Source organism: Shewanella algae (assembly GCF_009183365.2).
In the GTDB taxonomy this organism is placed as follows: domain Bacteria; phylum Pseudomonadota; class Gammaproteobacteria; order Enterobacterales; family Shewanellaceae; genus Shewanella; species Shewanella algae.
This window is the reverse complement of sequence record NZ_CP068230.1, coordinates 4,815,433-4,836,184: the sequence shown is the minus strand read 5'-3', so window position 1 is coordinate 4,836,184 and position 20,752 is coordinate 4,815,433. Positions and strand designations below refer to the sequence as shown.

The following is a 20,752-nucleotide window of genomic DNA, read 5'->3' as shown; positions in this document are numbered from 1 at the left end:
TAACCATGGGGATCCCTGTCTATGGAGCTTTACTACCATCCATTGTCGCGTTATTCGCAAAAGGTGCTGCTGGCACTTTATGAAAAGCAGGCAAACTTCTTTCCCCGGGTAACAGATCTGCAGGATCCATTGGAGCGCCAACACTATCTGCATTTCTATCCATCCGGTAAGCTGCCACTCTTGGTGTGTCAGGACGGCAGCCTGTTGCCTGAATCCAGCATTATCATAGAGTATCTGGACAATAAAATGGACGCCGGCACCCGGCTGTTGCCCAAGGAGCCCGAGCTCAATCTGCAAGTGCGTCTCTATGACAGAATTGCCGATAACGACCTCAACAACAGTCTCTATCAGCTGGAGCAGCAATATAGCTTACCGGAAGAGCAGCAACTTCCACTGGTGCAGCGTCAAATTGAAAACCGTCTCAGACTTTGCCTGCGGGCGTTGGACTTACGCCTGGTTGAGCATCATTGGCTTTGCGGAGATGGGTTCACTTTGGCCGATTGTGCCTTAATCCCTTGTCTTGGTTATCTGCAGCGCAGTTTCAACTTACTGGATTACCAGCATTTGGGGCGCTACTGGCTGCAGGCGCAATTGCGGGGTTCCTGGATGTTGGTGCAGGATGAAGTGACTCTGGCTCAGGAGGAGGCCAGCAGTGGGCTCAGGCCAATCCCCTGAACAAGAATTCAGCTGTTACGGGCCTTTTTGAGATCCAGGAACGACTTCCACTTGATGATCTCTGCCGGTAACTCGGGCGTGGTTTCATCGAACCCGGCTTCCGTCAACAGGTTTTCCGTGGGTACCGGCTTGCGTTTGCAGACGAACAAACCTCTGACATGCACTATGGCATGCAGGCCTCTGTCCGACAGGAAACGTTGCTCTATGTAGAAATACTTTTCATCCCAGCCAACCACGCGAGAAGCAATTTCAAACTGCTGTAATGGCCTGATATCCCTTACATAGGTGAACTCGGCAGCATTGACTATCGGCATCCATTTCAGTTTTAGAAAGCGCTTCAGCAAGCCCATTTCGGCCATCATATAAGTGCGGGCCAGATCCATAAATGCCGGGTAGCGGGAGTTGGTCAGGTGTAGGTTGATGTCACAGTCACTCGGTAAAGCCCGATAACGGATGCGGCTGGTGCCGAGAAAACCGATATCGTTTGCCCGGCGCACTCGCCAGAGCAGCAGCCAAAACAGGCGAAAGTAGAGGTTCATCAAAGGGTCCAAGAGTTGAGAGGAATTAAAGGCTATCAAAGGTCATACCAGACGGCAAGCGAGAACTGGCTCACAAAAAAGGCGCCCGCAGGCGCCTAATCAATTGCTTCTGCCTCAGGATTGGATCCCTGAGTGACGCAGCAGTGCGTCTATGCTGGGCTCGCGGCCACGGAAGCGGGTAAATAGCACCATAGGCTCTTCACTGCCGCCCATCTCAAGTATGTTGTGCAGGAAGTCGCGTCCTGTGCTCTCGTTGAAAATACCTTCCTCCTCGAAGCGTGAGAAGGCATCGGCAGACAACACCTCGGCCCACTTGTAGCTGTAGTAGCCGGCGGCATAACCTCCGGCAAAGATATGGGCGAAACCGTTCTGGAAGCGGTTGAATTCAGGCGGTGTGACCACTGCCACCTGGCGTCGAACCTCATCCAACATCTGTTGAATATGGGCGCCCTTGGCCGGATCAAACTCCTGATGCAGGCGGAAGTCGAACAGAGAAAACTCCAGTTGCCGCAGCATCATCATGCCGGACTGGAAGTTCTTGGCGGCCAGCATCTTGTCCAGCATCGCCTTGGGCAGCGGCTCCCCGGTCTGATAATGGCCGGAGATCTCCGCCAGCGCCTCTTCGGCCCAGCACCAGTTCTCCATAAACTGGCTTGGCAGCTCCACGGCATCCCAAGGTACGCCGTTGATGCCGGAAACCCCGCCGACATCGATGCGGGTCAGCATATGGTGAATACCATGACCAAATTCGTGGAACAGGGTAGTGACTTCGTCATGGGTAAACAGCGCCGGCTTGTCACCCACAGGGCGATTGAAGTTACAGGTGAGGTAGGCTACCGGCTTTTGCAGGCCAGTTGCCGTCATCCGCCGGGTTCGGCAATCATTCATCCAGGCGCCGCCCCGCTTGCCTTCACGGGCATAGAGGTCCAGATAGAAGCTGCCTCTGTGTTCGCCCTCGGCATCCAGGATATGGAAAAAGCGCACATCTTTATGCCACTTGTCGAAATCCTGCTGCTCTTTGACATCCATACCGAACAAGCGTTTGATGGTGTAGAACAGGCCGCTGAGCACCTTGTCTTCGGGGAAGAAGGGACGTAGCTCTTCCTGAGATATCTCATACTTGTGTTGCTTGAGCTTTTCGCCGTAGTAACCCAGATCCCAGGCCGCCAACTCGGTTACACCATAATGCTCCTTGGCAAACTCCTTGAGTTCGGCCAGCTCGGCCTTGGCCTGAGATTTGGAGCGCAGTGCCAGCTCATTGAGGAAGGCGATAACCTGCTCGGGCGATTGCGCCATCTTGGTGGCCAGGGACTTATCGGCATAGGTATCAAAGCCCAGTAACTGTGCCAACTCATGGCGCAGGCTCAGGATCTCGTCCATCAGCGGGCCATTGTCGAACTCGCCGGCATTGGGGCCTTGATCCGAAGCGCGGGTAACAAAGGCGCGGTAGCACTCTTCACGCAGACTGCGGTTGTCGCTGTAGGTCATGACCGGCAGATAGGATGGAAAATCCAGGGTGAATAGCCAACCTTGCTGTCCTTTGGCCTCGGCCATCGCCTTGGCGGCGGCAATGGCAGACTCTGGCAGACCGGCCAATTCGGCTTCATCGGTAACCAGCTTGCTCCAGGCATGTGTGGCATCCAGCAGTTGGTTGGAATAGGTGCTGCTGAGTTCGGACAGGCGCTTTACAATCTCTCCATAGCGAGCTTTTTGTTCATCATTGAGGCCTATTCCCGACAGTTCGAAGTCTCTCAGGCTATGTTCTATCACAGTCTGTTGTGCCTGGCTGAGCAGGGCAAATTCCGCCGATGCCTTGAGCTCTTTATAGGCCTGATACAGGCCCTGATGTTGGCCGACAAAGGTGCTGTACTCAGACAACAATGGTAGGCAGGCATCGTGCGCGGCGCGCCACTCTTCATTGCTGAGTACAGAATTCATATGGGAAATCGGCGACCAGATCTGGCTCAACTCATCGTCCACCTGCTCCAGAGGGGCCACCAGGTTCTCCCAAGTGTAGGGGCCTCCGGCGGCCAGCACGGCTTCTATCTTATCGCGGCATTTGGCTATGGCCTGTTCGACCGCCGGTTGAATGTGCTCGGCCTTGATACTGGAAAAGGGCGGCAGCTCCTGTGCTGTCAGCAGCGGATTGGTCATTGTCTGTCCTCTCTTTGGGCGTGGGCCATAGGGCCTGCATTGGATGCCTGGTCTTGCCGCCATGGCGGCGAATATTCAGGGGCGTGGCTAATAGATAAGGGTTCCGCTGTGATTTATCAAGGTGATAAAAGCGATTGGTGCCATGGCTGTGGCATAGATGTGAAACATAGCAGTGAAACATAGCCGCCAAACTCGGCAGAGAAATACCCGTGAGTCACTAGTCACTGCTGCCGTGGATGAGAGTCTACCGTCAATGCACAAAAAAATCATAAATGATAACTGGATCTAAAACACGATTCGTTATCATTTACATAATAGGGTGGTGGAATAAAATAAACTTTACTTTGTAAGTTTGGTACGTTTTATGCGCTATCCGCTCTTGTTGCTGGCACTCCTGTGCTGCAATCCATTATTGGCCGATGAGGCCGCCGAAACCCAACTCATGCTGGGGTGGGACAGCCGCTATATTTCCGAGGGGCGTGACAACTTGTCTGCGGGCGGGATTGCCTGGAGTGGCATTCACCATAGCCGTGATGGCCTGGGGGCCTTCGTGTTGTTTGGTCGAGCCGACAGTGTGAACTACGCCGAGCTCAATGCCGGGGTGGAATACTGTTTCAACCCACTCGAATCAGTGGAAGCCGGTGTCGGCATGCAGCGACTGGAGTTTTACGGTGATGAGCGCACCCATGACAATGAGGTGTACGCCTATCTCGCCTATCAGGGGCTGAGCTGGCTGACACCATCGATTAACTATACCTATGCTACTGAAGCCTCTGGTTATTTTGTTGAGTTGAGCCTGCACAGCCATTGGCAAGTGAACGAGCAACTGACTCTTACCCCCTATGTGACCCAGGGATTCGACTTTGGCTATGCCAGCCAGACCCATGATGGCCCCAATCATCTGCAGTTTGGTGTAGAGGCATGCTACTCATTAACCTCTTCTTTGGTGGCTTCCTTGCATTTGAGTCACAGCATAGCGGAGGATGATATCAAGCAGCAGGCGCAAGAGGAGGATTGGCATGGTGACCTGGATCAGTCTTATGCCGGCTTGCATCTGGAGTGGCAGTTTTAAACTGGCTAACATTCACCGCAGCTTCTAGACTCTGATGTGAAGACAAACAGCGTCGAAGGATCGATGCGGGAGTACAGGGAATGTTAACCTACAGAATCGGCGGGCTTTGCTGCCTGCTCCTTTGGTTTGGAGTCGCCCCATTGGCTGAATCCCAGGCCGAATCAAGCTCAGACCTGAAGCTAGTGTCGAGTTCAGAGTCCTCAATAGATAAGCAACTCAGCAACCCGGACAAAGAGCCTGGTTCGCTCCCTCTGGGGTTAGTGCTCGACAGCGAGGGCAATCCTATTGCCATTCCACAGCAGTTTGAAGCCGCACTTGAATATGAGTCTGCGCCCTTGCCCAAGGCCTCGCGCGACAGTAAACCAACGAAATCCAGAAAAAAGAAGGCATCCAAGCCTCGCCGCCAAGTCGCCGATGATCCCAGTTGTCGCTGGTTGGATAAGCGAATGACAGAGCTGGAGCGGCGCCTCAGGCAGAAAGATTCCCACACTGCCAGATTTTTGCAGGCTGAACTCGGCGAGCATCAACAGCAGTTTCGTTGCCTCAAGTGCTCAGGTTCAGGGCCTGAGACCCAGGATTATTCGCGCTGCACCTTGTATCACTGAAATTTTTACCGGCAGACTCTGGTCTGGTCACTTGATCTGAATCCCCCTACAATGGCTCACAAGTATCCCGCCAGACGGGAGGTCGCCCTGTTGGGCGAAAGAATCTGTATCAATCGACGGAGATAAACATGGCACAACATTTTGACTATATCTGCCTGGGTGCGGGCAGCGGTGGTATTGCGTCAGCCAACAGGGCCGCCATGCGTGGCGCCAAGGTGTTGCTGATTGAAGCCAAACACCTGGGTGGTACCTGCGTCAACGTCGGCTGTGTGCCCAAGAAGGTCATGTGGTATGGCGCCCAAGTGGCCGAAGCCATGCATCTCTATGCCAAAGATTATGGTTTTGATGTCAGCGTCAACCTGTTTGACTGGAACACTTTGGTGGCCAGTCGTGAAGCCTATATCGAACGGATCCATGGCTCCTATGAACGCGGTCTGGCCAACAACAAGGTCACTGTGGTTAACGGCTATGGCCGCTTTGTTGATAACCACACCATTGAGGTCGACGGTGAACACTACAGTGCCGAGCATATTCTGATCGCGACCGGTGGCGCGCCCAGCATCCCCGACATTCCCGGGGCAGAACATGGCATAGACTCGGACGGTTTCTTTGCCCTGCGTGAACAGCCCAAGCGGGTAGCCGTAGTGGGTGCCGGTTATATCGCGGTGGAAATTGCCGGTGTATTGCATGCCTTGGGCAGTGAAACCCATCTGTTTGTACGCAAACATGCGCCGCTGCGTAACTTCGACCCCATGCTCTATGAAACACTGATGGAGTCCATGGCCAGCGAAGGGCCTTCGCTGCATACCCAGAGTATTCCCAAGGAAGTGCGTAAAAATGCCGATGGCAGCCTGACTCTGGTGCTGGAAAACGCTGAAGAGTACACAGTGGACTGCCTTATCTGGGCCATAGGTCGGGCACCGGCCACAGGCAATATCGGCCTTGAAAATACCGATGTGCAGTTGGATCCCAAGGGATATGTGATAACTGATGCCCAGCAAAACACCAGCGCCAAAGGGGTTTACTGTGTCGGTGACATCATGGCGGGCGGAGTGGAGCTGACACCGGTTGCCGTAAAGGCGGGTCGCTTGCTGTCAGAGCGTCTCTTTGGCGCCATGCCGGATGCCAAGATGGACTATGACTGCATCCCGACTGTGGTCTTCAGCCACCCGCCAATTGGCACCATGGGGCTGACAGAGCCTGAGGCCAAAGAGCGCTTCGGTGAGGATCAGGTTAAGGTCTACACTTCATCCTTTACCTCCATGTACACTGCGGTTACTGCTCACCGTCAGGCTTGTAAGATGAAGCTGGTTTGTGCCGGCGCCGATGAAAAAGTCGTCGGGATTCATGGTATTGGCTTTGGCATGGATGAAATCCTTCAGGGTTTTGGCGTTGCCATCAAGATGGGCGCCACCAAGGCTGACTTTGATGCCGTGGTCGCTATCCATCCAACGGGCGCAGAAGAGTTTGTTACTATGAGGGGTTAATGTAGAAAACCGTTCGTACTGTAGAAAAACTGATAGGCCAGAGCATCGTTCTCTGGCCTTCATTCATCGACTCATCGATACACAGCTTCTTCTAACACGTTTATGCCCCATTTTGAGTTATGAATGCAAGCTTATGCATCGATGATTTGGTCACTACACTCACGTAAATCCAGGTTCTATCCTTAACACCGTACCTTTGCTACATAAATGCTTTCATTACTTTGCGTACAACTTCTGAAACGTTCTTTAAATTCTTAGCTATGGCAGTGCGTTTAGCATTTGAAGTACTGGCCCGATTAACGGCATCAATCACTTTTTTTAGCTCTTTCTGGTCAGCATGTCTTGGTAGCAACTCTGCTATTTTCTTATCGCTCAGCTGTACAAGTTTGTCTGCCGCGGAACTGAGTTCTTGATCAGTGGCTTTTGCTTCATCACTCAGATCATATCGTCCCATTTTAGTGCTCTCCCATGTTAATCATCATTGTTTTGCAGGCGCGACTTTGCCGACTCGATTAGCTCCAAAAACTTCTCGATGGCTTTATCCGTATCTTCGGAGTTCAATGTGTCTGATAACTTGTCGTTGGCATCAGTCACTTTAGTCATGACTTTTTCGACCTTCTCCAGAGCAACCAGCTTAGACATAACCTGATCTTGCTTCTCTTTCAGCTCCACAGCTGAAGATAAGTAGGCTTTTATCGTTGCCTGCGAGCGCTGCAAGTCTGCAAAGGCACTATTAATCTGCGCCAGTACAAACCTTTCTTGTTCATTGAGCGGGTCAAGTAATGATTTGCGCTTTTTGCTGATTTGGGATTGCGCTTCCTGAGACCACTCAATCAGGATTTGTCCAAGCTTACTGGTCTCTGCAGCCACAGCTTGTTTCACACCCTCCAGCACAATTCGCTTTTGAGGCTCTTGGAGCTCACGACCTCTCCACTGCACAGAAACATCATCCACAGAAATGGAACTTGTCAGGTAGGCGTCATCTAAATCGGAGCGAAAAGCACGGTTGTTGACCGCCTTCGATAAGAACGTAGGTGTCCATTTCTCATCTATAAAGCGGTTAACATCGTCACGAAGCTTGCCATAATACAGTTGAGCAAATTTCACATGAGACTTTTGTAACTCAGCGACCTGATAGTCCGTGATTTCGGCTAACTCTACCGTTTCCTTTGGTGCCGACACACAGCCACTTAATACAAGCAGCATCAGTGGAATAAATTTATAGGTTTTCTTCATTTATCTCTCTCAAATGTCAGTTTTCAATGCCCGCATTACTGAAGCGGGAATGCAGGCTTATCTTTACTTTCATTTATCCAGTTGACCCAGAGTTTTGCATCTGTCCCCTCGAGCAACGTTACAAAATTGCGGGCGCGGATATATTTGTTTGAGCCCTGCGGCTTCAACATGTCGGCCGTGATGGAGCGGGTTTCTTCCAAATATTCGAGGTCATCATTTGTGACGGCCAGTATGCCTAACCATTCTAGGTAAGTTGGCGCGGGATGCACAATGCCTGAAGACACCACTTGGTGAATACTTATAGGCTGCTGTGAACGTAAGTCCCGGATAATGCCCAGGCAGCCAACATGCACATCACCTGATAGCAGTACGGTTTTGGTATTTCGTATTTTCGCATTGTCCAAAAGTGCCATGATAAGTTTTAGGCGCTCCCCCTCATGCTCTTTAGCTCGCCAGTGGTCTTTTAAATCATCTGTGAGCTCTTCTTCCCACGGTGTAGAATCGACGACACTTTCTGCAAAAGAAAAATCCCGGTACACCACGGGTACCGCAGTCATAACCAGCAAGTCCCCGTGGTTGCAGTCGTTTTCTAAGTACTGTTTGATGTCTTTCCACTGCTCACTGCTCATGACCTGCAGCAGCGTACGCTCAGAACGATTGTCCAACGCGAGGATGTTATATCCTCTAAAGTGCACCGCCATTGAGAAATGTGTATTGTCCCCGGTTGCCAATAAGCTTGTGTTGTCTCTGCCCCGAACCTGAAGTAAAGAGAAGTGTTTTCTTGCTGCTGCAAAGATGGCTTGATATACGTCACATTTCTTCTGTAAATCGTCCGGGTAACTGCCCCAACCATCAAATATGTCGTGGTCGTCCCACATCATGATAGAGGGAATAGATGCCAACATATGAGCTATGGGTTCTTTGTTCCATCTATCGACATAAAGCTCACTGTAGAACCGATCTAACTGTGTTCGCATGTCTTTCGTTGCTTTGCGATTAACCTTCTCCTCCCGTGGAAGCTCATTCCAGGCTTTCAGCGTGCTCAGTGTCGTCCACATGGAATCGGCATATACCTGATCTCCACCTAATAACAATAGGGAGAACGGTTTAGTAAAGTGCTCTGTGGCCATGTCTTTCCATAAGCGATATGGCTGCTCTGTTGTTGTCAGCATTTTATAGTCGGAGAAACCGTTACATGAGGCGTATGCAAACTTGGGCTTCTCATTGGCACCGGGCACATAAAACGTCCAGAAAGTTCTGCAGGCTTTGTCTTCCGCAGGCTCTGCATCTACTGAAATACTGTAGTTGACGTGGCGCTTGTCCTGCATGGCTAAGGTTAATACAGCACGCCAGACATGCCCTGAGTAGATTTCGCCAATCAGCACCGCCTCTGTCTCTTGGCCATCTGCATAAGTTACAGATGCCTGGCTGGCATTTTTGTCAGAGATAAACGTAACGGTATAGAGCGTATCGGACTCAAGTCCCAGTACAGGGCCGAGTATTAGTTTTTTAGACATTTGTCATATCCTTATATACAAGATTAGAAATAATCCCTACATACAACCCAATTGTTTAAGCAAAGCCGCCGACGAATGCGGCGCTGGTATGGGAAAATTAAGCTTTTGTTTTAAAGTATCAAACGAAATAAAGCTAGCACAGTAACAATCATTGCGCTTGGCCGATTGCTCCATGATAAAAAATTAGTCGTGGCCAATTTTAGTTGACCACTACAATGCCAGCTTTCAATAATCGTAGAATGAAGTACATGTAAGCTCGCTTGCTTAGAGATCTGGAAAAAGTTATTAAAAATACTCACTGACGAGGACCATTTAACACAAACTCTGGAAACCCAAGATTCCGATATCAACACCAAGCATTGTAAGGGTTTCCAGATTTTCTGTGCCGTTGTAATGTGGGAGTAAGCCAGTACTATGCGTTAAGCTGTGACTCGTTGAGTCAAGCTTGTAAAAAAGCGCCCAAGGGCGCTTTTTTGTTGTCTGCGGCGGCTTCAATGTCATTGCCGAGGCGCCATTTTACTCGAGGCTAAAGGCTTTCCGCTTGTGTCGGTGCTTTCGAGCCCCGAGGTTCCAGACAAGCCAGTAATTGCTGTTGGGCTTCATCGCGCTGCGATTTATCTATCATGCCATAAAGAATTCTCAGTTCATGACTGACCCCTTGCTCGTCTCTAACCTTGAGCGCCAACTTGCTGCTGTCCTGATAACCCAGAGTGATTTTATCTAAGGGTAACAAGTAAAACTGTTTGCCACTGGAGTCGGGTGAGAAGGAGATCCCTTCATTGACTATGGCAAACAGGTAGCCGGATTTTTTGATCTGGTATTTGATCATGGCGAATAAAGCGGCGAAAGCCATAAAGCCCCCTACCGCCGACCCGAAGCCCATCATGAGCACGCCTATAGCCATCATGATTGCTGTGCCCCCGGTAATATCGGCATATTTAAACACTGTATGATGCTGCTTCACCTCCTCAGGGTCGCTCTTTTGCAGGTTGCGGAAGCGATAACGCTTCATATCGTTTCCTAGGCCATCGAGGAAAAATATACTCCAGGGAATAAAGGGAAGGCTGGCAATGATTGCCATGGTCAGCGTCAGTTTTTGATAACGACGGAAAGTAAACAAACAGAGGCACAGTACGATAAAGGCACTCAAGAAGAGTAGTTGCAGCTTTTCAGCGCCGCTTTGGCTCATCCCCACTTCTCGAATAAGTACTTCATCTATTATCACGGGAGTTAGGCAGAGAAAGAGTAGCGTGACAGCTAACCCGATCCAGGTTGTGGTTGAAATCCATTTCATGGTTATTTCCTTTGTTAAGCCATCTTGGCTTGAGGTTTCTACAGTAGGTTGAACAGCTTCTCCACAATAAGCCAGAAATCCGCCTTTGCCTATCGCCTTTTGGGTGGGAATTACCTCAGACGCTTTTGAGGTTAAGGGATGCGCTGGGGGCAATCTGCCTCATATCTTGTGACAGTTTTCTGCTTGGCCGCCAAGCGGTGAAATGAGATAGACTCGAAGATTAAACGCCTGAAACCCCATAAATAAGATCAAGGAAATTTGCATGTTCAAGCCCAATGCAATCGCGCTGTTTACCGCCGCGGCCCTGCTTGGCGGCCTGGCTGCTTGCCAGTCTCAAGAGACTGCTTCAACCAAGGTGCCGTCTGTAGCTTCCCGTCAGGGAGAGGCCAATATAGGCATCAATCTGGTGGCCATGGATACCAGTATTAAACCAGGAGATGACTTCTACAATTACGCCAATGGTCAATGGATGCGGGATACCAAGATACCTGCCGACCGAGCTTCCACTGGGTCTTTTCTGGTGGCTTTTGAATCGACCGAGCAGCACAAGGCCGAATTGATTGCTGAGCTGGTGGCCAAGCCCCATGCTGCCGGTAGTGATGAAGCGCGAATTGCCGATTTTTATCTGGCCTATACCAATACTGATACCATCGAAAAAGCCGGCCTGCAGCCATTGGCGAATTACCAAAAGCAGATAGCAGCCCTGCAAACCAAACAGGCGCTATCGGCGGCCTTGGGAGCCAGTTTACGGGCCGATGTTGACCCGCTCAATGCCACTGACTATCACACTGAGAATCTGCTGGGGGTATTTGTCACCCAAGGGCTGGCGACTCCGGGAGAGGTATTGCCCTATCTGTTGCAGGGCGGGCTTGGATTGCCGGAGCGGGAATACTATTTGTCGGGCGATCCCAAGATGCAGCAACTGCGGCAGGCTTATCGCCACTATGTCGAGACCTTGTTGCAAACCGCCGGCATAGACAATGCCGGTGAACGGGCCGAGCGAATATTCGCGCTGGAGCTGAAAATAGCTGCCGCCCACGTCAGCCGTGAAGACAGTGAAGACTTTGCCAAATCATCCGCAGTTTGGAGCCGGGCTGACTTTGACACCAAGGCCCCGGGTATCGACTGGCAGGCATTCTTTGAGGCCGCGCAACTTGGCCAGCAGCCACGCTTTGCCGCTTATCATGGCTCTGCCATCCGCGCACTCTCGGCCTTGGTAGCTTCCGAGCCGCTGGCGAGTTGGCAAGATTGGTTGCTGTTCCACCAGATCAATAGCCACACAGATGTCTTGCCTTCGGCGCTGGATCAGGCGCACTTTGCCTTCTATGGCACGACCTTGTCAGGCACGCCTATGCAACGCAGCCGCGATAAGCGCGCCTTGGAGGCGTTGGATAATTATCTGGGAGATGCTGTTGGCCGCGCCTATGTGAGCCGTTATTTCCCGGCGTCGGCCAAGGCCAAGGTCAGCGAGTTGGTGGATAACATAGTCGATGCCTTCCATGGCCGGGTTGAGGCGATTGATTGGCTGGCACCGGCCACCAAACAGGAAGCTCTGGCCAAGGTTGATACTCTGGTGGTGAGTGTGGGCTATCCGGATAATTGGCGTGATTACAGCCATTATCAGGTGGGGCAGAGTGCTTATGCCAATGCCGTGGCCGGTGAACAGGCCGAATACGCTCATCAATTGGCCAAAATAGGCAAGCCCCAAGATAAAGGGGAATGGTGGATGAACGCCCAGATAGTCAATGCGGTAAACCTGCCGGTGCAAAACGCGCTCAATTTCCCGGCCGGGATACTGCAACCGCCGTTTTTTGATGCCACGGCCGACGATGCCTATAACTATGGTGCCATAGGGGCGGTCATCGGCCATGAGATCAGCCACAGCTTTGATAATAATGGGGCGGCTTTCGATTCCAGCGGCGCTATGCGCAATTGGTGGACTCAGGCGGACTTTGAGCATTTCGCCGCCCAAGGGGACGCCCTGGCCAAGCAGTTCGACAAGTATGCGCCTTTCCCCGACTTGCATGTCAACGGCAAACTGACCCTGGGGGAGAATATCGCTGATGTAGCCGGATTGGCTGCCGCTTACGATGCTTACCGGGCGTCACTCAATGGCAAAGAAGCGCCTGTTATTGGCGGTTTTAGCGGTGATCAACGTTTCTTTATCGGTTATGCCCAAACTTGGGCAACCAAGATGCGAGATCAGGCCATGCGCCAACGCATTGCCACCGATGGTCATGCTCCCGGCAACTACCGGGCCCTGACTGTGCGCAATCTGGATGCCTGGTATAGCGCCTTCGATGTCAAACCCGCAGATGCGCTCTATCTGGTGCCAGAGGACAGAGTCAGGATCTGGTAAGCCTACCGATAAGAAGACCGCCATCAGGCGGTCTTCTTACATCTTGGCGGATCGCTTAAGCCCAATCCTGCGCTAATCCAAACTCAGAAAAAGAACTCCAGACCAAGAAAGACACCGTCTACCTGATTTCTGTCCAACATATAACGACGGTAATCGGCTCTGATCGCCCACTGTTCGGAGAGTTGATATTGGCCACCCAGACCCCAGTAGAAGTCGACGCCAGAGTCGTCATAACGCAACTCTTGCTGTTGCCACTGGCTGCTGAAGTCGCTCTCCCAGACAAATATCCCGCCGTTGAGGCTGAAAGACCAGTCGCGATATCGCCAAAAGCGGTATTCGGCTCCGGCAGTTACCCCGGAGGCCAGTTGCGGCCCAAGGTTGGCAAGTGATTGCTGCAAGGCCTGTGGGTCGAGTGTGCTGCCGGCCAGCATGAGTGAGGTTTCGCCCAAATCAAGATAGCCAAACTGCAGCGCCCACGCATCATTAACCTGGTAGTTCAGCGCCATTGACCAGGCGAAATCATCTTTGTCCAACTCCGTCAGTTTGACCTCTGCCGGTAAGGCTTGGTTGATATCCGACTCTGAGAGGCGGGCATGGCTGTAACCCAAGTTGAGGTTCACAGACCAGCGTGCCTGGGCATTGAAACTGACCCCAATTGCCAGTAGTAGCAACAGCGGCAGGCTTGCCAAACGCAGGCTTAAGCGCCTGAATCCTGCCATCAACAGCATTAGTGCCAAGGCCCAGGGGGCGACCGCCCCGCCGGAAGAGCGGTTTTCCACCACAACCTCTTGATAGGCTCTGACCGTCACCACTACCTGAGCGGTTGCCGAGGCGCCGTTGCCATCACTGACACTGAAGCTGATGATGTCTGTGCCCGCAAAGCCGGTCTTAGGTTGATAGCTCAGCGTCTGTGATGTGGTGATGCTGACGCTACCGGATTGAGCCACAGCGCTTTCCAGCGTCAGGCTGTCGCCATCCGGGTCACTGGCAGTGCTCAATACATCCAGCTCTATCGCCGTCCTGTCATCCGTGCTGGCGATGCTGTCATTCACCACTGGTGCCCTGTTGTAAAAGACAACCAGCTCTGCATGGCTCATTGCCGTACCACCCATGCCGTCGCTGACGGTATAACTCAGCTGCGCGTTGCCGATAAAGTCTTCCGGCGGCGTGTACATCAGGCTGAGCTTGTCGTCACTGACACTGATCTCACCGATAGAGACACTGGCCTGCACCAGATAGAGGCTGTCGTTATCGGCATCATTATCGTTGGCCAGTACGTCCAGCAGATGTTGCTGATTCCATGGCAAACTAAAGCTGTCAGCCTGGGCTATGGGGGCTTGGTTGGCTGACAGCTTCACGGCAACGCCGCCCGGGTCGACTATGGTGCCATTAGCTTGGCCGTCACCGTCGTTGGGGCCACCATCCTGAATAAGCAGTTGCACACACCAATGACCTTCAGTAAGGCCACTCTGCCAGCTGGCATCACCCATTGGTGGACAATATCCGGGTTCTCCCGCGCTGCTAAATATCTGGTTGTTGGCATCTGTTACAAACTCCTGCCAGCCGGAAGCGACATATTTACGGTATTGAGCTTGTGCCGGTATCGCCTGAACTTGCGGGATCACTATGCTGACATTGCCGCCATACTCACTGCCCTCGAGTTCGAAGTCGAATAAACCTCCGACAATTTTCCCTTCACTGTCATCTGGCAACATTGAGCCATCTTCCAGCTCAATACCGTTATCCAGCCGCTGTAGACTTAGCAGCCCCTTACGGGAGCAGATGCCGGGTTGCGCCTCGGCCAGGTAGCTATTGGGACGGCTGAGCTGTTCGGGGATTACATTACAAGGGTGATCGCCCTGCAGATAGGCCGGAATACCATTGCCGTCCGGATCGCCATAGCCTTCGGCACTATCCGGTAAACGGTTGTTGTTGGCGTCTGTTTCCCCAAGAGCCGGTAGCTGTGCCAGCAGCAATAGCTTGAGACTCTTGCTGCTTCCCAGTTGGGGGGAACCATCATCCATGGCGTTCAATGTCAGAGTCATAATCCCTGGAGCCAGCGTTGCGGGGTCAAAGGTGAACTCGTTTGCAGAGGTCGAGAGGTTTGTCATCGCTGGCTCGCTGGACCAACTGAGGCTGATATTGTCTGCCGGGTTGGGGTCAGCGACTTCTGCCGTTACCGTTACCAAGCCATCCGAGCTGCTGACACTGGAGCGCATTTCACCCTGTTGACTGGCGCTCAAGCTGAGGTTGGGCGCCAGATTATTGTTACTGATGCGTATTTCAGTAGCGGCGTTGTGCCCGGGGTTTTGGCCGTCGTCCAGGGTGATTGTCAGCGATTTTTGTTGCCCGGCGGTCAAGTCGGCAAAAACATTGAACTCCAGGCTGGTGGACATTCCCTGACTCAAGAGCAGGCTTCCGCTTGCGAGATCATGGTCTTGACCTGCAATCGCATCGCCGCTGACACTGTAGCGGATTTCCATCGGATACTCGGGGGCCGAGCCGTTGAGTAAAACCGGCACCTGCACCCGAGTGAAGTTGGCGACAGTTTTTGAGGCTCCCAGGTTAATCCTGGGGTACACGGTAACCAACTGCGACGCTGTGGCACTTACCCCCTTACCATCTGTGGTTTTCCAGTAAGCCAAATGTTGGCCGGGAGCAAAAAACGGGAAGCCGTTCAACAAGGATACCGGAATGGGGTTGTCATCGCTGTCGATGGCGCCGACCCGACCCAAGTTTACCCGGGTAAACAGACCTGTGGCGTTGGCTGTGACATCGGCCGGGATATTGATGACAGGGGCTTCTGGATTACTGCCTTCTATGCTGAAGCTTACCTTGGCACTGTCATAAAACTCTCCGTCCGTGATGCTGTAGCTGAGTCGCACCTGACCATTGAAGTTTTCCGGCACTGTCAGTTGCAGCTTATCTCCCAGTACAGTAGCAGTGCCCAGACTGGTGCTGATATCCACAATCGTCAGTGGATCGTCATCTGGGTCACTGTCGTTGGCCAGTACATCGAGCAAATAGATATTTTCCTGGCTGAAGTCTTGGGTTATCCGGTCGTGGTTGGCCTGTGGCGCTTGATTGACAGCCTTTACTTCCACACTAAAGGGCGCCAAATCTGTACTGAGCGCACCATCCGTGACTCGGATAATGATGTTGTCACTAACGCCTACATGCTCCCGCAGTGGAGTACCACTGAGCTCGCCGCTTGCCGTGTTGAAACTGGCCCAGGCCGGTTTGTTGCTGATGCTGAACGTCAGAGGATCCTGATCCGGATCTGTGGCCGTGGGGATAAAGCTGTAATAGCTATCCTGATCTACGCTGCCGGCTGGAGTACCTGAAATACTGGGGGCCTTGTTATCCGGCTCTGGGGTTACCGTATTGGAGGGGCTTGAGGCCGGGCCTGTGCCTGCGATGTTGCTGGCGCTGACGGTAAAGCTGTAGCCGGTGCCGTTGCTCAGACCGCTAACCGTCAGCGGTGAGGTGGTGCCGCTGGCGGTGAGGCCGCCCGGGCTTGAGGTGACTGTGTAACTGCTGATCGCCGCGCCGCCGGTACTTGCCGGGGCACTGAAACTGACTGTGGCGCTGGCATCAGAGGCAACGGCGTTGACAGACATCGGCGCGCCGGGCACCACAGCATTGACTGTAAAGCTCTGGGTCACAGTAGGCGCCGCATTGTAGCCGCTGTCCCCGGCTTGGTCGGCGTTAATGCTGCAACTGCCCGCACTGACAAAGCTGAGAGTGCCGGTAGTTGTGATGGTACAGACTCCAGTGCTGTTGGAGCTGAACACTGGCGTCAGCCCTGAACTGGCTGTGGCCGTAAGGGTTGGCGTGGTACCAAAACTCTGCGCCCCCGGGTTGTTGAAGCTAATGCTCTGGCTTGCCTTGGGGGTTACGGTATTGGAGGGGCTTGAAGTCGGGCCCGTGCCTGCTGTGTTGCTGGCGCTAACCGTAAAGCTATAGTCGGTGCCATTGCTCAGGCCGCTGACTGTCAGTGGAGAGCCGGCGCCGCTGGCGGTGAGGCCTCCCGGGCTTGAGGTGACTGTGTAACTGCTGATCGCCGCGCCGCCGGTACTTGCCGGGGCGCTGAAACTGACCGTGGCGCTGGCGTCAGAGGCAACGGCGCTGACCGACGTGGGCGCTCCGGGCACCACGGCATTGACCGTAAAGCTCTGGGTCACTGTGGGCGCCGCATTGTAGCTGCTGTCTCCGGGCTGATCGGCATCGATACTGCAATTACCCGTGGTGACAAAGGTTAAGGTGCCGGAGGCCGAGATGGTACAGACCCCAGTGGTACTGGAGCTGAACACAGGTGTTAGCCCTGAGCTGGCGGTGGCTGTGAGTGTGGGCGCGCTGTCAAAGCTCTGCGCCCCCGGGTTGCTGAAGCTGATGGTCTGGTTTGCCTTGGGGGTCACAGTATTGGAGGGGCTTGAGGCCGGGCCCGTACCCGCTGTGTTGTTGGCGCTGACAGTAAAGCTATAGTCGGTGCCGTTGCTCAGGCCGCTAACTGTCAGTGGCGAACCAGTACCGCTGGCGGTGAAACCACCCTGGCTTGAGGTGACTGTGTAACTGCTGATCGCCGCGCCGCCGGTACTTGCCGGGGCACTGAAACTGACTGTGGCGCTGGCATCAGAGGCAACGGCGTTGACGGACGTGGGCGCTCCGGGCACCACGGCATTGACCGTAAAGCCCTGGGTCACTGTGGGCGCCGCATTGTAGCTGCTGTCTCCGGGCTGATCAGCATCGATACTGCAATTACCCGTGGTGACAAAGGTTAAGGTGCCGGAGGCCGTGATGGTACAGACCCCAGAGGTACTGGAGCTGAACACAGGCGTCAGCCCTGAGCTGGCGGTGGCCGCAAGGGTTGGCGTGGTGCCAAAGTCCTGCGCCCCCGGGTTGTTGAAGCTGATGGTCTGGTTTGCCTTTGGGACTACCGAGTTGGATGGTGCGGATGGCGAGCTTGTACCCACGGCATTGATGGCCTGCACAGTAAAGGTATAACTCGTGCCGTTGGTCAGTCCTGCAACCCCTATTGGCGAGTTGGCGCCACTGGCGGTGATCCCGCCTGGAGATGAAGTCACTTGGTATGAGGTAATCGCAGAACCACCATCACTTGCCGGCGCCGAGAAGTTGACCACGGCTTGACCATCCAAGGCAGATGCTGTGCCTATGATGGGGGCTCCGGGAACAGTAGGGACGGCAACAGTATGAACATCGCCAGAGGTGTAGGCTGCCGGCCCACTGTTGGCCTGAGCATCGCTGATGTTGGTTGCTGCTTTCAGATCCAGGCGCAGCGAACCGTTACCGCTGATATTGTTGATAGTTACAGTAACGCTGGTGCCTGAGCTGGCGGATACCGACGCAATATTACCTGCGGCAGAGCCAGTGTTGGTCAGGTTAAAGTCGTCGGTCGAGATATTATTGGCCAATTCATTGAAACTAACTGTGTAACTGATGCTGGTTGCGGTATCTGCGGGTGAGCCATCGATAGTAATTCCGGTCACTTCCGGAGCAAGGTCATCCACCACTGTGATGCTAAAGGCTTTTTCAAATGTGGCATTGCCTGAATCTGTCGTCTGCACCCGGATGCTATAACTACCGCCAACCAAGGTGGAGGCATTGTTGGCTCTGAGGGAATCACCACTGAGATTGAAGCTGCCATTGTTGGTGTCACCACTACCGGCAATCAAGGCATAACTGAAACTGTCACCAACATCGGCATCCGTGGTTGTCAGGGTGCCCACCACAGCATTGCTGCCGCCGCTTTGGCTGACGGAGTTGTTGGAAAGCGAGATATCTGTTGGGCTTTGATTACCGCTGAAGGCTCCAGTGACACCCAATGTAACACCACTGCTGCTTCCCTGGAGTATGGAACCATTGGTTTGGCTGTCATTGACAACTGTGCCGCTGGTTTCGTTGAGTTTCCAGTAGCCAATCAAGCCGGTTTCATTGCCCGCCAGCTCGAGCTGGCGGTTATTTTGAATTTCGGTTTGAGTCCGCGCCGTGCTCCAAAGGCGGATGTCATCTATTTTGCCGGTAAAGTTGTTTACCGCACCATGATTTTGACGACCGGCGACCAGGTTGTTGACGTTTGCCGCTTGATAATCCGGCACTGTGTTGTTGCCACCCATGTCGGCAACACCAATACCTGTGGCTTGGCCATCCAGATAAAAATCCCACTGGCCGTTGTTGAAGATAAAAGCAAAGTGATACCAGACATTGGTTGAAATAGTGATTGGATTACTTTGGGTCAAAGAGCTGAAGTCGCCGCTCAGATCAACCGTCATTGTATTGTTATATATGATAAAACCACCGGCATCGAGTGAGCCGGTAATATCCATCAGATTGATGATGCCTGAGGTGCTGGAAAAATTGGCCCACATTTCCAGGGTAAAGGTGCTGTCATTGGCGAGTGCAGAGGCGGCATTGGTGAGGGTAACCGCATCACCGTCGGAGAATTCGTAAGCTGTGTTGGACAATAGCGTATTAAATCCTCTCACGTCACCGGAAAACAATGTTCTGGCAGCCATGGTCGAGGAGGTGGAGTATTCGAGTTGCCAATCACCGCCAAGACGCTTGTTGCCTGTGGCGTTGGTTGAGGCCAATACGGGCCGGGCTAAAATCGAGGCCAGATTATCGACAAAGGCTTGGCCCTTTGGATCCTGAGCCAAGTTACAGGCGTACAGATAGAGGGGGGCACCCGGTAGTAGCAGTTGATCCAACTGGGTGGCTAGTTCCCGCGGCGCCAACTTGTGGCCTGCCAACAGTATTTTGCCGCTTTGACCGTGAGTGATCAAGTGTAAACCCGAGTACTTCTTGTCTTGGGCTATCAAGGCGTTGAGTTCGGTCAGTTCGGTAATGGGTTTAGAGGTGAGGGCCGTGGTAGATGCCTGTTCCAGCAAGGTTTGATATTGAGAGATTGTGGCATCGACCAAGATGAGCTCAGCCTTTGTCCCTGGTTCGGTGACACTCTTTGCTTGTACAAATGGCAACAGCAACAATGTCACCAGGCTTAATATCCGTATTAAAGAGTTCATGGTTTTGGCAGCCCTGAATAGTCCGGTGTTAGCTTGAGCAATTCAACGGCAGCAGGAAAGCACACTTCCAACTGCCGTTGATTGTGATGCTTTATGTTCTGGGAGGGTAAATGCCTTGTAAGGCAATGATGAAGTTCACCACGGTTAACGGCTGGCGCAAGTCGACAGTGTCACTGTTGCCCGTTGTGTTTGTGTTGCCATCCAAGCTGACTGGTGACGGTTGCATACTGGTGTCCGCCGTGGTGCTGTATGCTTCCAGCGCATTGAGACCGCTGGCAATCTTGGCCGGTACCGTATTGGGACCAGGCTCATCAGTGGTGCCGCTGCCGGTGGATGCCAGTGGGCTGACACTGGCATTGATTGAGTCAATGGCGTGGTTATGGGCGGGCAACTGGGCTATTGTCAGATTGGTATCCTCGGCTCCAAGCATCTGCCCTTGGTTGTATAAACTGGTGCCTGGACTCTGGCCAAAGCTGACGGGTACCCGGCCGCGAAGATCCGGCAGCTTAAAAGTGCTTACTCCATCACCGCCATACATAGTGCCCAATAAAGAGAATAAAGCCGTATTACTGGCAATGCTTATTGTCTGTCCGTCGCACAGTGCCCAACCTGGCGGAGCATAGTTGAAGCCCACCATACGAATTTCGCCGATAAAGTTGTCTGCCATGATATTCACTCCTTGAAAATGAAGGCTTGGCTTGAGCAAGCCCTCTTGATGATGTCCATTTACCTAGAGGTGTCGCTGCGAGGCAGTGACTGGTCTCCATAAACACT

At 52.9% G+C, this 20,752-nt stretch carries 13 protein-coding genes; 5 read left to right on the top strand and 8 right to left on the bottom strand.

What is annotated here, in order from left to right:
- Positions 1-21: 21 nt before the first annotated feature.
- Positions 22-675, top strand: coding sequence for a glutathione S-transferase family protein (locus E1N14_RS21595; protein ID WP_025009091.1), 654 nt, complete (start codon positions 22-24; stop codon positions 673-675).
- Positions 676-683: 8 nt separating this feature from the next.
- Here the strand turns inward: E1N14_RS21595 and E1N14_RS21590 are convergent, their stop codons facing one another.
- Positions 684-1,214 carry a thioesterase family protein gene (locus E1N14_RS21590; RefSeq protein ID WP_025009092.1) on the bottom strand — a complete coding sequence of 177 codons (531 nt, stop codon included), beginning with the start codon at positions 1,212-1,214 and terminating at the stop codon, positions 684-686.
- A gap of 114 nt (positions 1,215-1,328) precedes the next feature.
- Positions 1,329-3,368, bottom strand: coding sequence for an oligopeptidase A (prlC, locus tag E1N14_RS21585; RefSeq protein WP_062793660.1), 2,040 nt, complete (start codon positions 3,366-3,368; stop codon positions 1,329-1,331).
- Between the two features lie 364 nt (positions 3,369-3,732).
- Between prlC and E1N14_RS21580 the strand changes: the two genes are divergently transcribed.
- The 3 genes from E1N14_RS21580 (at position 3,733) to gorA (ending at position 6,532) form a co-directional block, all read left to right on the top strand.
- Entirely contained in the window at positions 3,733-4,440 is a 708-nt protein-coding gene (locus E1N14_RS21580) for a hypothetical protein (RefSeq protein WP_025009093.1), read from the top strand.
- An 80-nt stretch (positions 4,441-4,520) separates the two neighbouring features.
- Entirely contained in the window at positions 4,521-5,045 is a 525-nt protein-coding gene (locus E1N14_RS21575; protein WP_025009094.1) for a hypothetical protein, read from the top strand.
- 128 nt (positions 5,046-5,173) lie between these two features.
- Positions 5,174-6,532 carry a glutathione-disulfide reductase gene (gene gorA / locus E1N14_RS21570; RefSeq protein WP_025009095.1) on the top strand — a complete coding sequence of 453 codons (1,359 nt, stop codon included), beginning with the start codon at positions 5,174-5,176 and terminating at the stop codon, positions 6,530-6,532.
- 199 nt (positions 6,533-6,731) lie between these two features.
- Here the strand turns inward: gorA and E1N14_RS21565 are convergent, their stop codons facing one another.
- From E1N14_RS21565 to E1N14_RS21550, 4 genes are all read right to left on the bottom strand, one after another.
- Positions 6,732-6,986: a hypothetical protein gene (locus E1N14_RS21565; RefSeq protein WP_062793661.1), complete on the bottom strand. Its 255-nt coding sequence runs from the start codon at positions 6,984-6,986 to the stop codon at positions 6,732-6,734.
- Positions 6,987-7,003: 17 nt separating this feature from the next.
- Positions 7,004-7,768: a hypothetical protein gene (locus E1N14_RS21560; protein ID WP_025009096.1), complete on the bottom strand. Its 765-nt coding sequence runs from the start codon at positions 7,766-7,768 to the stop codon at positions 7,004-7,006.
- A 35-nt stretch (positions 7,769-7,803) separates the two neighbouring features.
- The gene (locus E1N14_RS21555; protein WP_025009097.1) at positions 7,804-9,285 is read right to left on the bottom strand and encodes an alkaline phosphatase D family protein; all 1,482 of its coding nucleotides are present in this window, start codon (positions 9,283-9,285) and stop codon (positions 7,804-7,806) included.
- A gap of 526 nt (positions 9,286-9,811) precedes the next feature.
- Positions 9,812-10,579, bottom strand: a complete 768-nt coding sequence (locus E1N14_RS21550; protein ID WP_152134847.1) for a hypothetical protein — start codon at positions 10,577-10,579, stop codon at positions 9,812-9,814.
- Positions 10,580-10,841: 262 nt separating this feature from the next.
- On the opposite strand from E1N14_RS21550, the gene E1N14_RS21545 reads away from it, so the two are divergent.
- Positions 10,842-12,938, top strand: a complete 2,097-nt coding sequence (locus E1N14_RS21545; protein WP_062793663.1) for a M13 family metallopeptidase — start codon at positions 10,842-10,844, stop codon at positions 12,936-12,938.
- An 83-nt stretch (positions 12,939-13,021) separates the two neighbouring features.
- Here E1N14_RS21545 and E1N14_RS21540 read toward each other — a convergent pair whose 3' ends face one another.
- Positions 13,022-19,978, bottom strand: a complete 6,957-nt coding sequence (locus tag E1N14_RS21540; protein WP_152134848.1) for an Ig-like domain-containing protein — start codon at positions 19,976-19,978, stop codon at positions 13,022-13,024.
- Between the two features lie 91 nt (positions 19,979-20,069).
- A complete protein-coding gene (locus E1N14_RS21535) occupies positions 20,070-20,645 on the bottom strand; it encodes a phage tail protein (RefSeq protein WP_025009104.1) in 576 nt (191 codons plus the stop codon).
- Between the last annotated feature and the right edge of the window lie 107 nt (positions 20,646-20,752).

What these genes read in the sequence shown, in the direction of transcription:
- E1N14_RS21595 (WP_025009091.1), top strand. Translation starts at nt 22, where the DNA reads ATGGAGCTTTACTACCATCCATTGTCGCGTTATTCGCAAAAGGTGCTG.
- E1N14_RS21590 (WP_025009092.1), bottom strand. Translation starts at nt 1,214, where the DNA reads ATGAACCTCTACTTTCGCCTGTTTTGGCTGCTGCTCTGGCGAGTGCGC.
- prlC (WP_062793660.1), bottom strand. Translation starts at nt 3,368, where the DNA reads ATGACCAATCCGCTGCTGACAGCACAGGAGCTGCCGCCCTTTTCCAGT.
- E1N14_RS21580 (WP_025009093.1), top strand. Translation starts at nt 3,733, where the DNA reads ATGCGCTATCCGCTCTTGTTGCTGGCACTCCTGTGCTGCAATCCATTA.
- E1N14_RS21575 (WP_025009094.1), top strand. Translation starts at nt 4,521, where the DNA reads ATGTTAACCTACAGAATCGGCGGGCTTTGCTGCCTGCTCCTTTGGTTT.
- gorA (WP_025009095.1), top strand. Translation starts at nt 5,174, where the DNA reads ATGGCACAACATTTTGACTATATCTGCCTGGGTGCGGGCAGCGGTGGT.
- E1N14_RS21565 (WP_062793661.1), bottom strand. Translation starts at nt 6,986, where the DNA reads ATGGGACGATATGATCTGAGTGATGAAGCAAAAGCCACTGATCAAGAA.
- E1N14_RS21560 (WP_025009096.1), bottom strand. Translation starts at nt 7,768, where the DNA reads ATGAAGAAAACCTATAAATTTATTCCACTGATGCTGCTTGTATTAAGT.
- E1N14_RS21555 (WP_025009097.1), bottom strand. Translation starts at nt 9,285, where the DNA reads ATGTCTAAAAAACTAATACTCGGCCCTGTACTGGGACTTGAGTCCGAT.
- E1N14_RS21550 (WP_152134847.1), bottom strand. Translation starts at nt 10,579, where the DNA reads ATGAAATGGATTTCAACCACAACCTGGATCGGGTTAGCTGTCACGCTA.
- E1N14_RS21545 (WP_062793663.1), top strand. Translation starts at nt 10,842, where the DNA reads ATGTTCAAGCCCAATGCAATCGCGCTGTTTACCGCCGCGGCCCTGCTT.
- E1N14_RS21540 (WP_152134848.1), bottom strand. Translation starts at nt 19,978, where the DNA reads ATGAACTCTTTAATACGGATATTAAGCCTGGTGACATTGTTGCTGTTG.
- E1N14_RS21535 (WP_025009104.1), bottom strand. Translation starts at nt 20,645, where the DNA reads ATGGCAGACAACTTTATCGGCGAAATTCGTATGGTGGGCTTCAACTAT.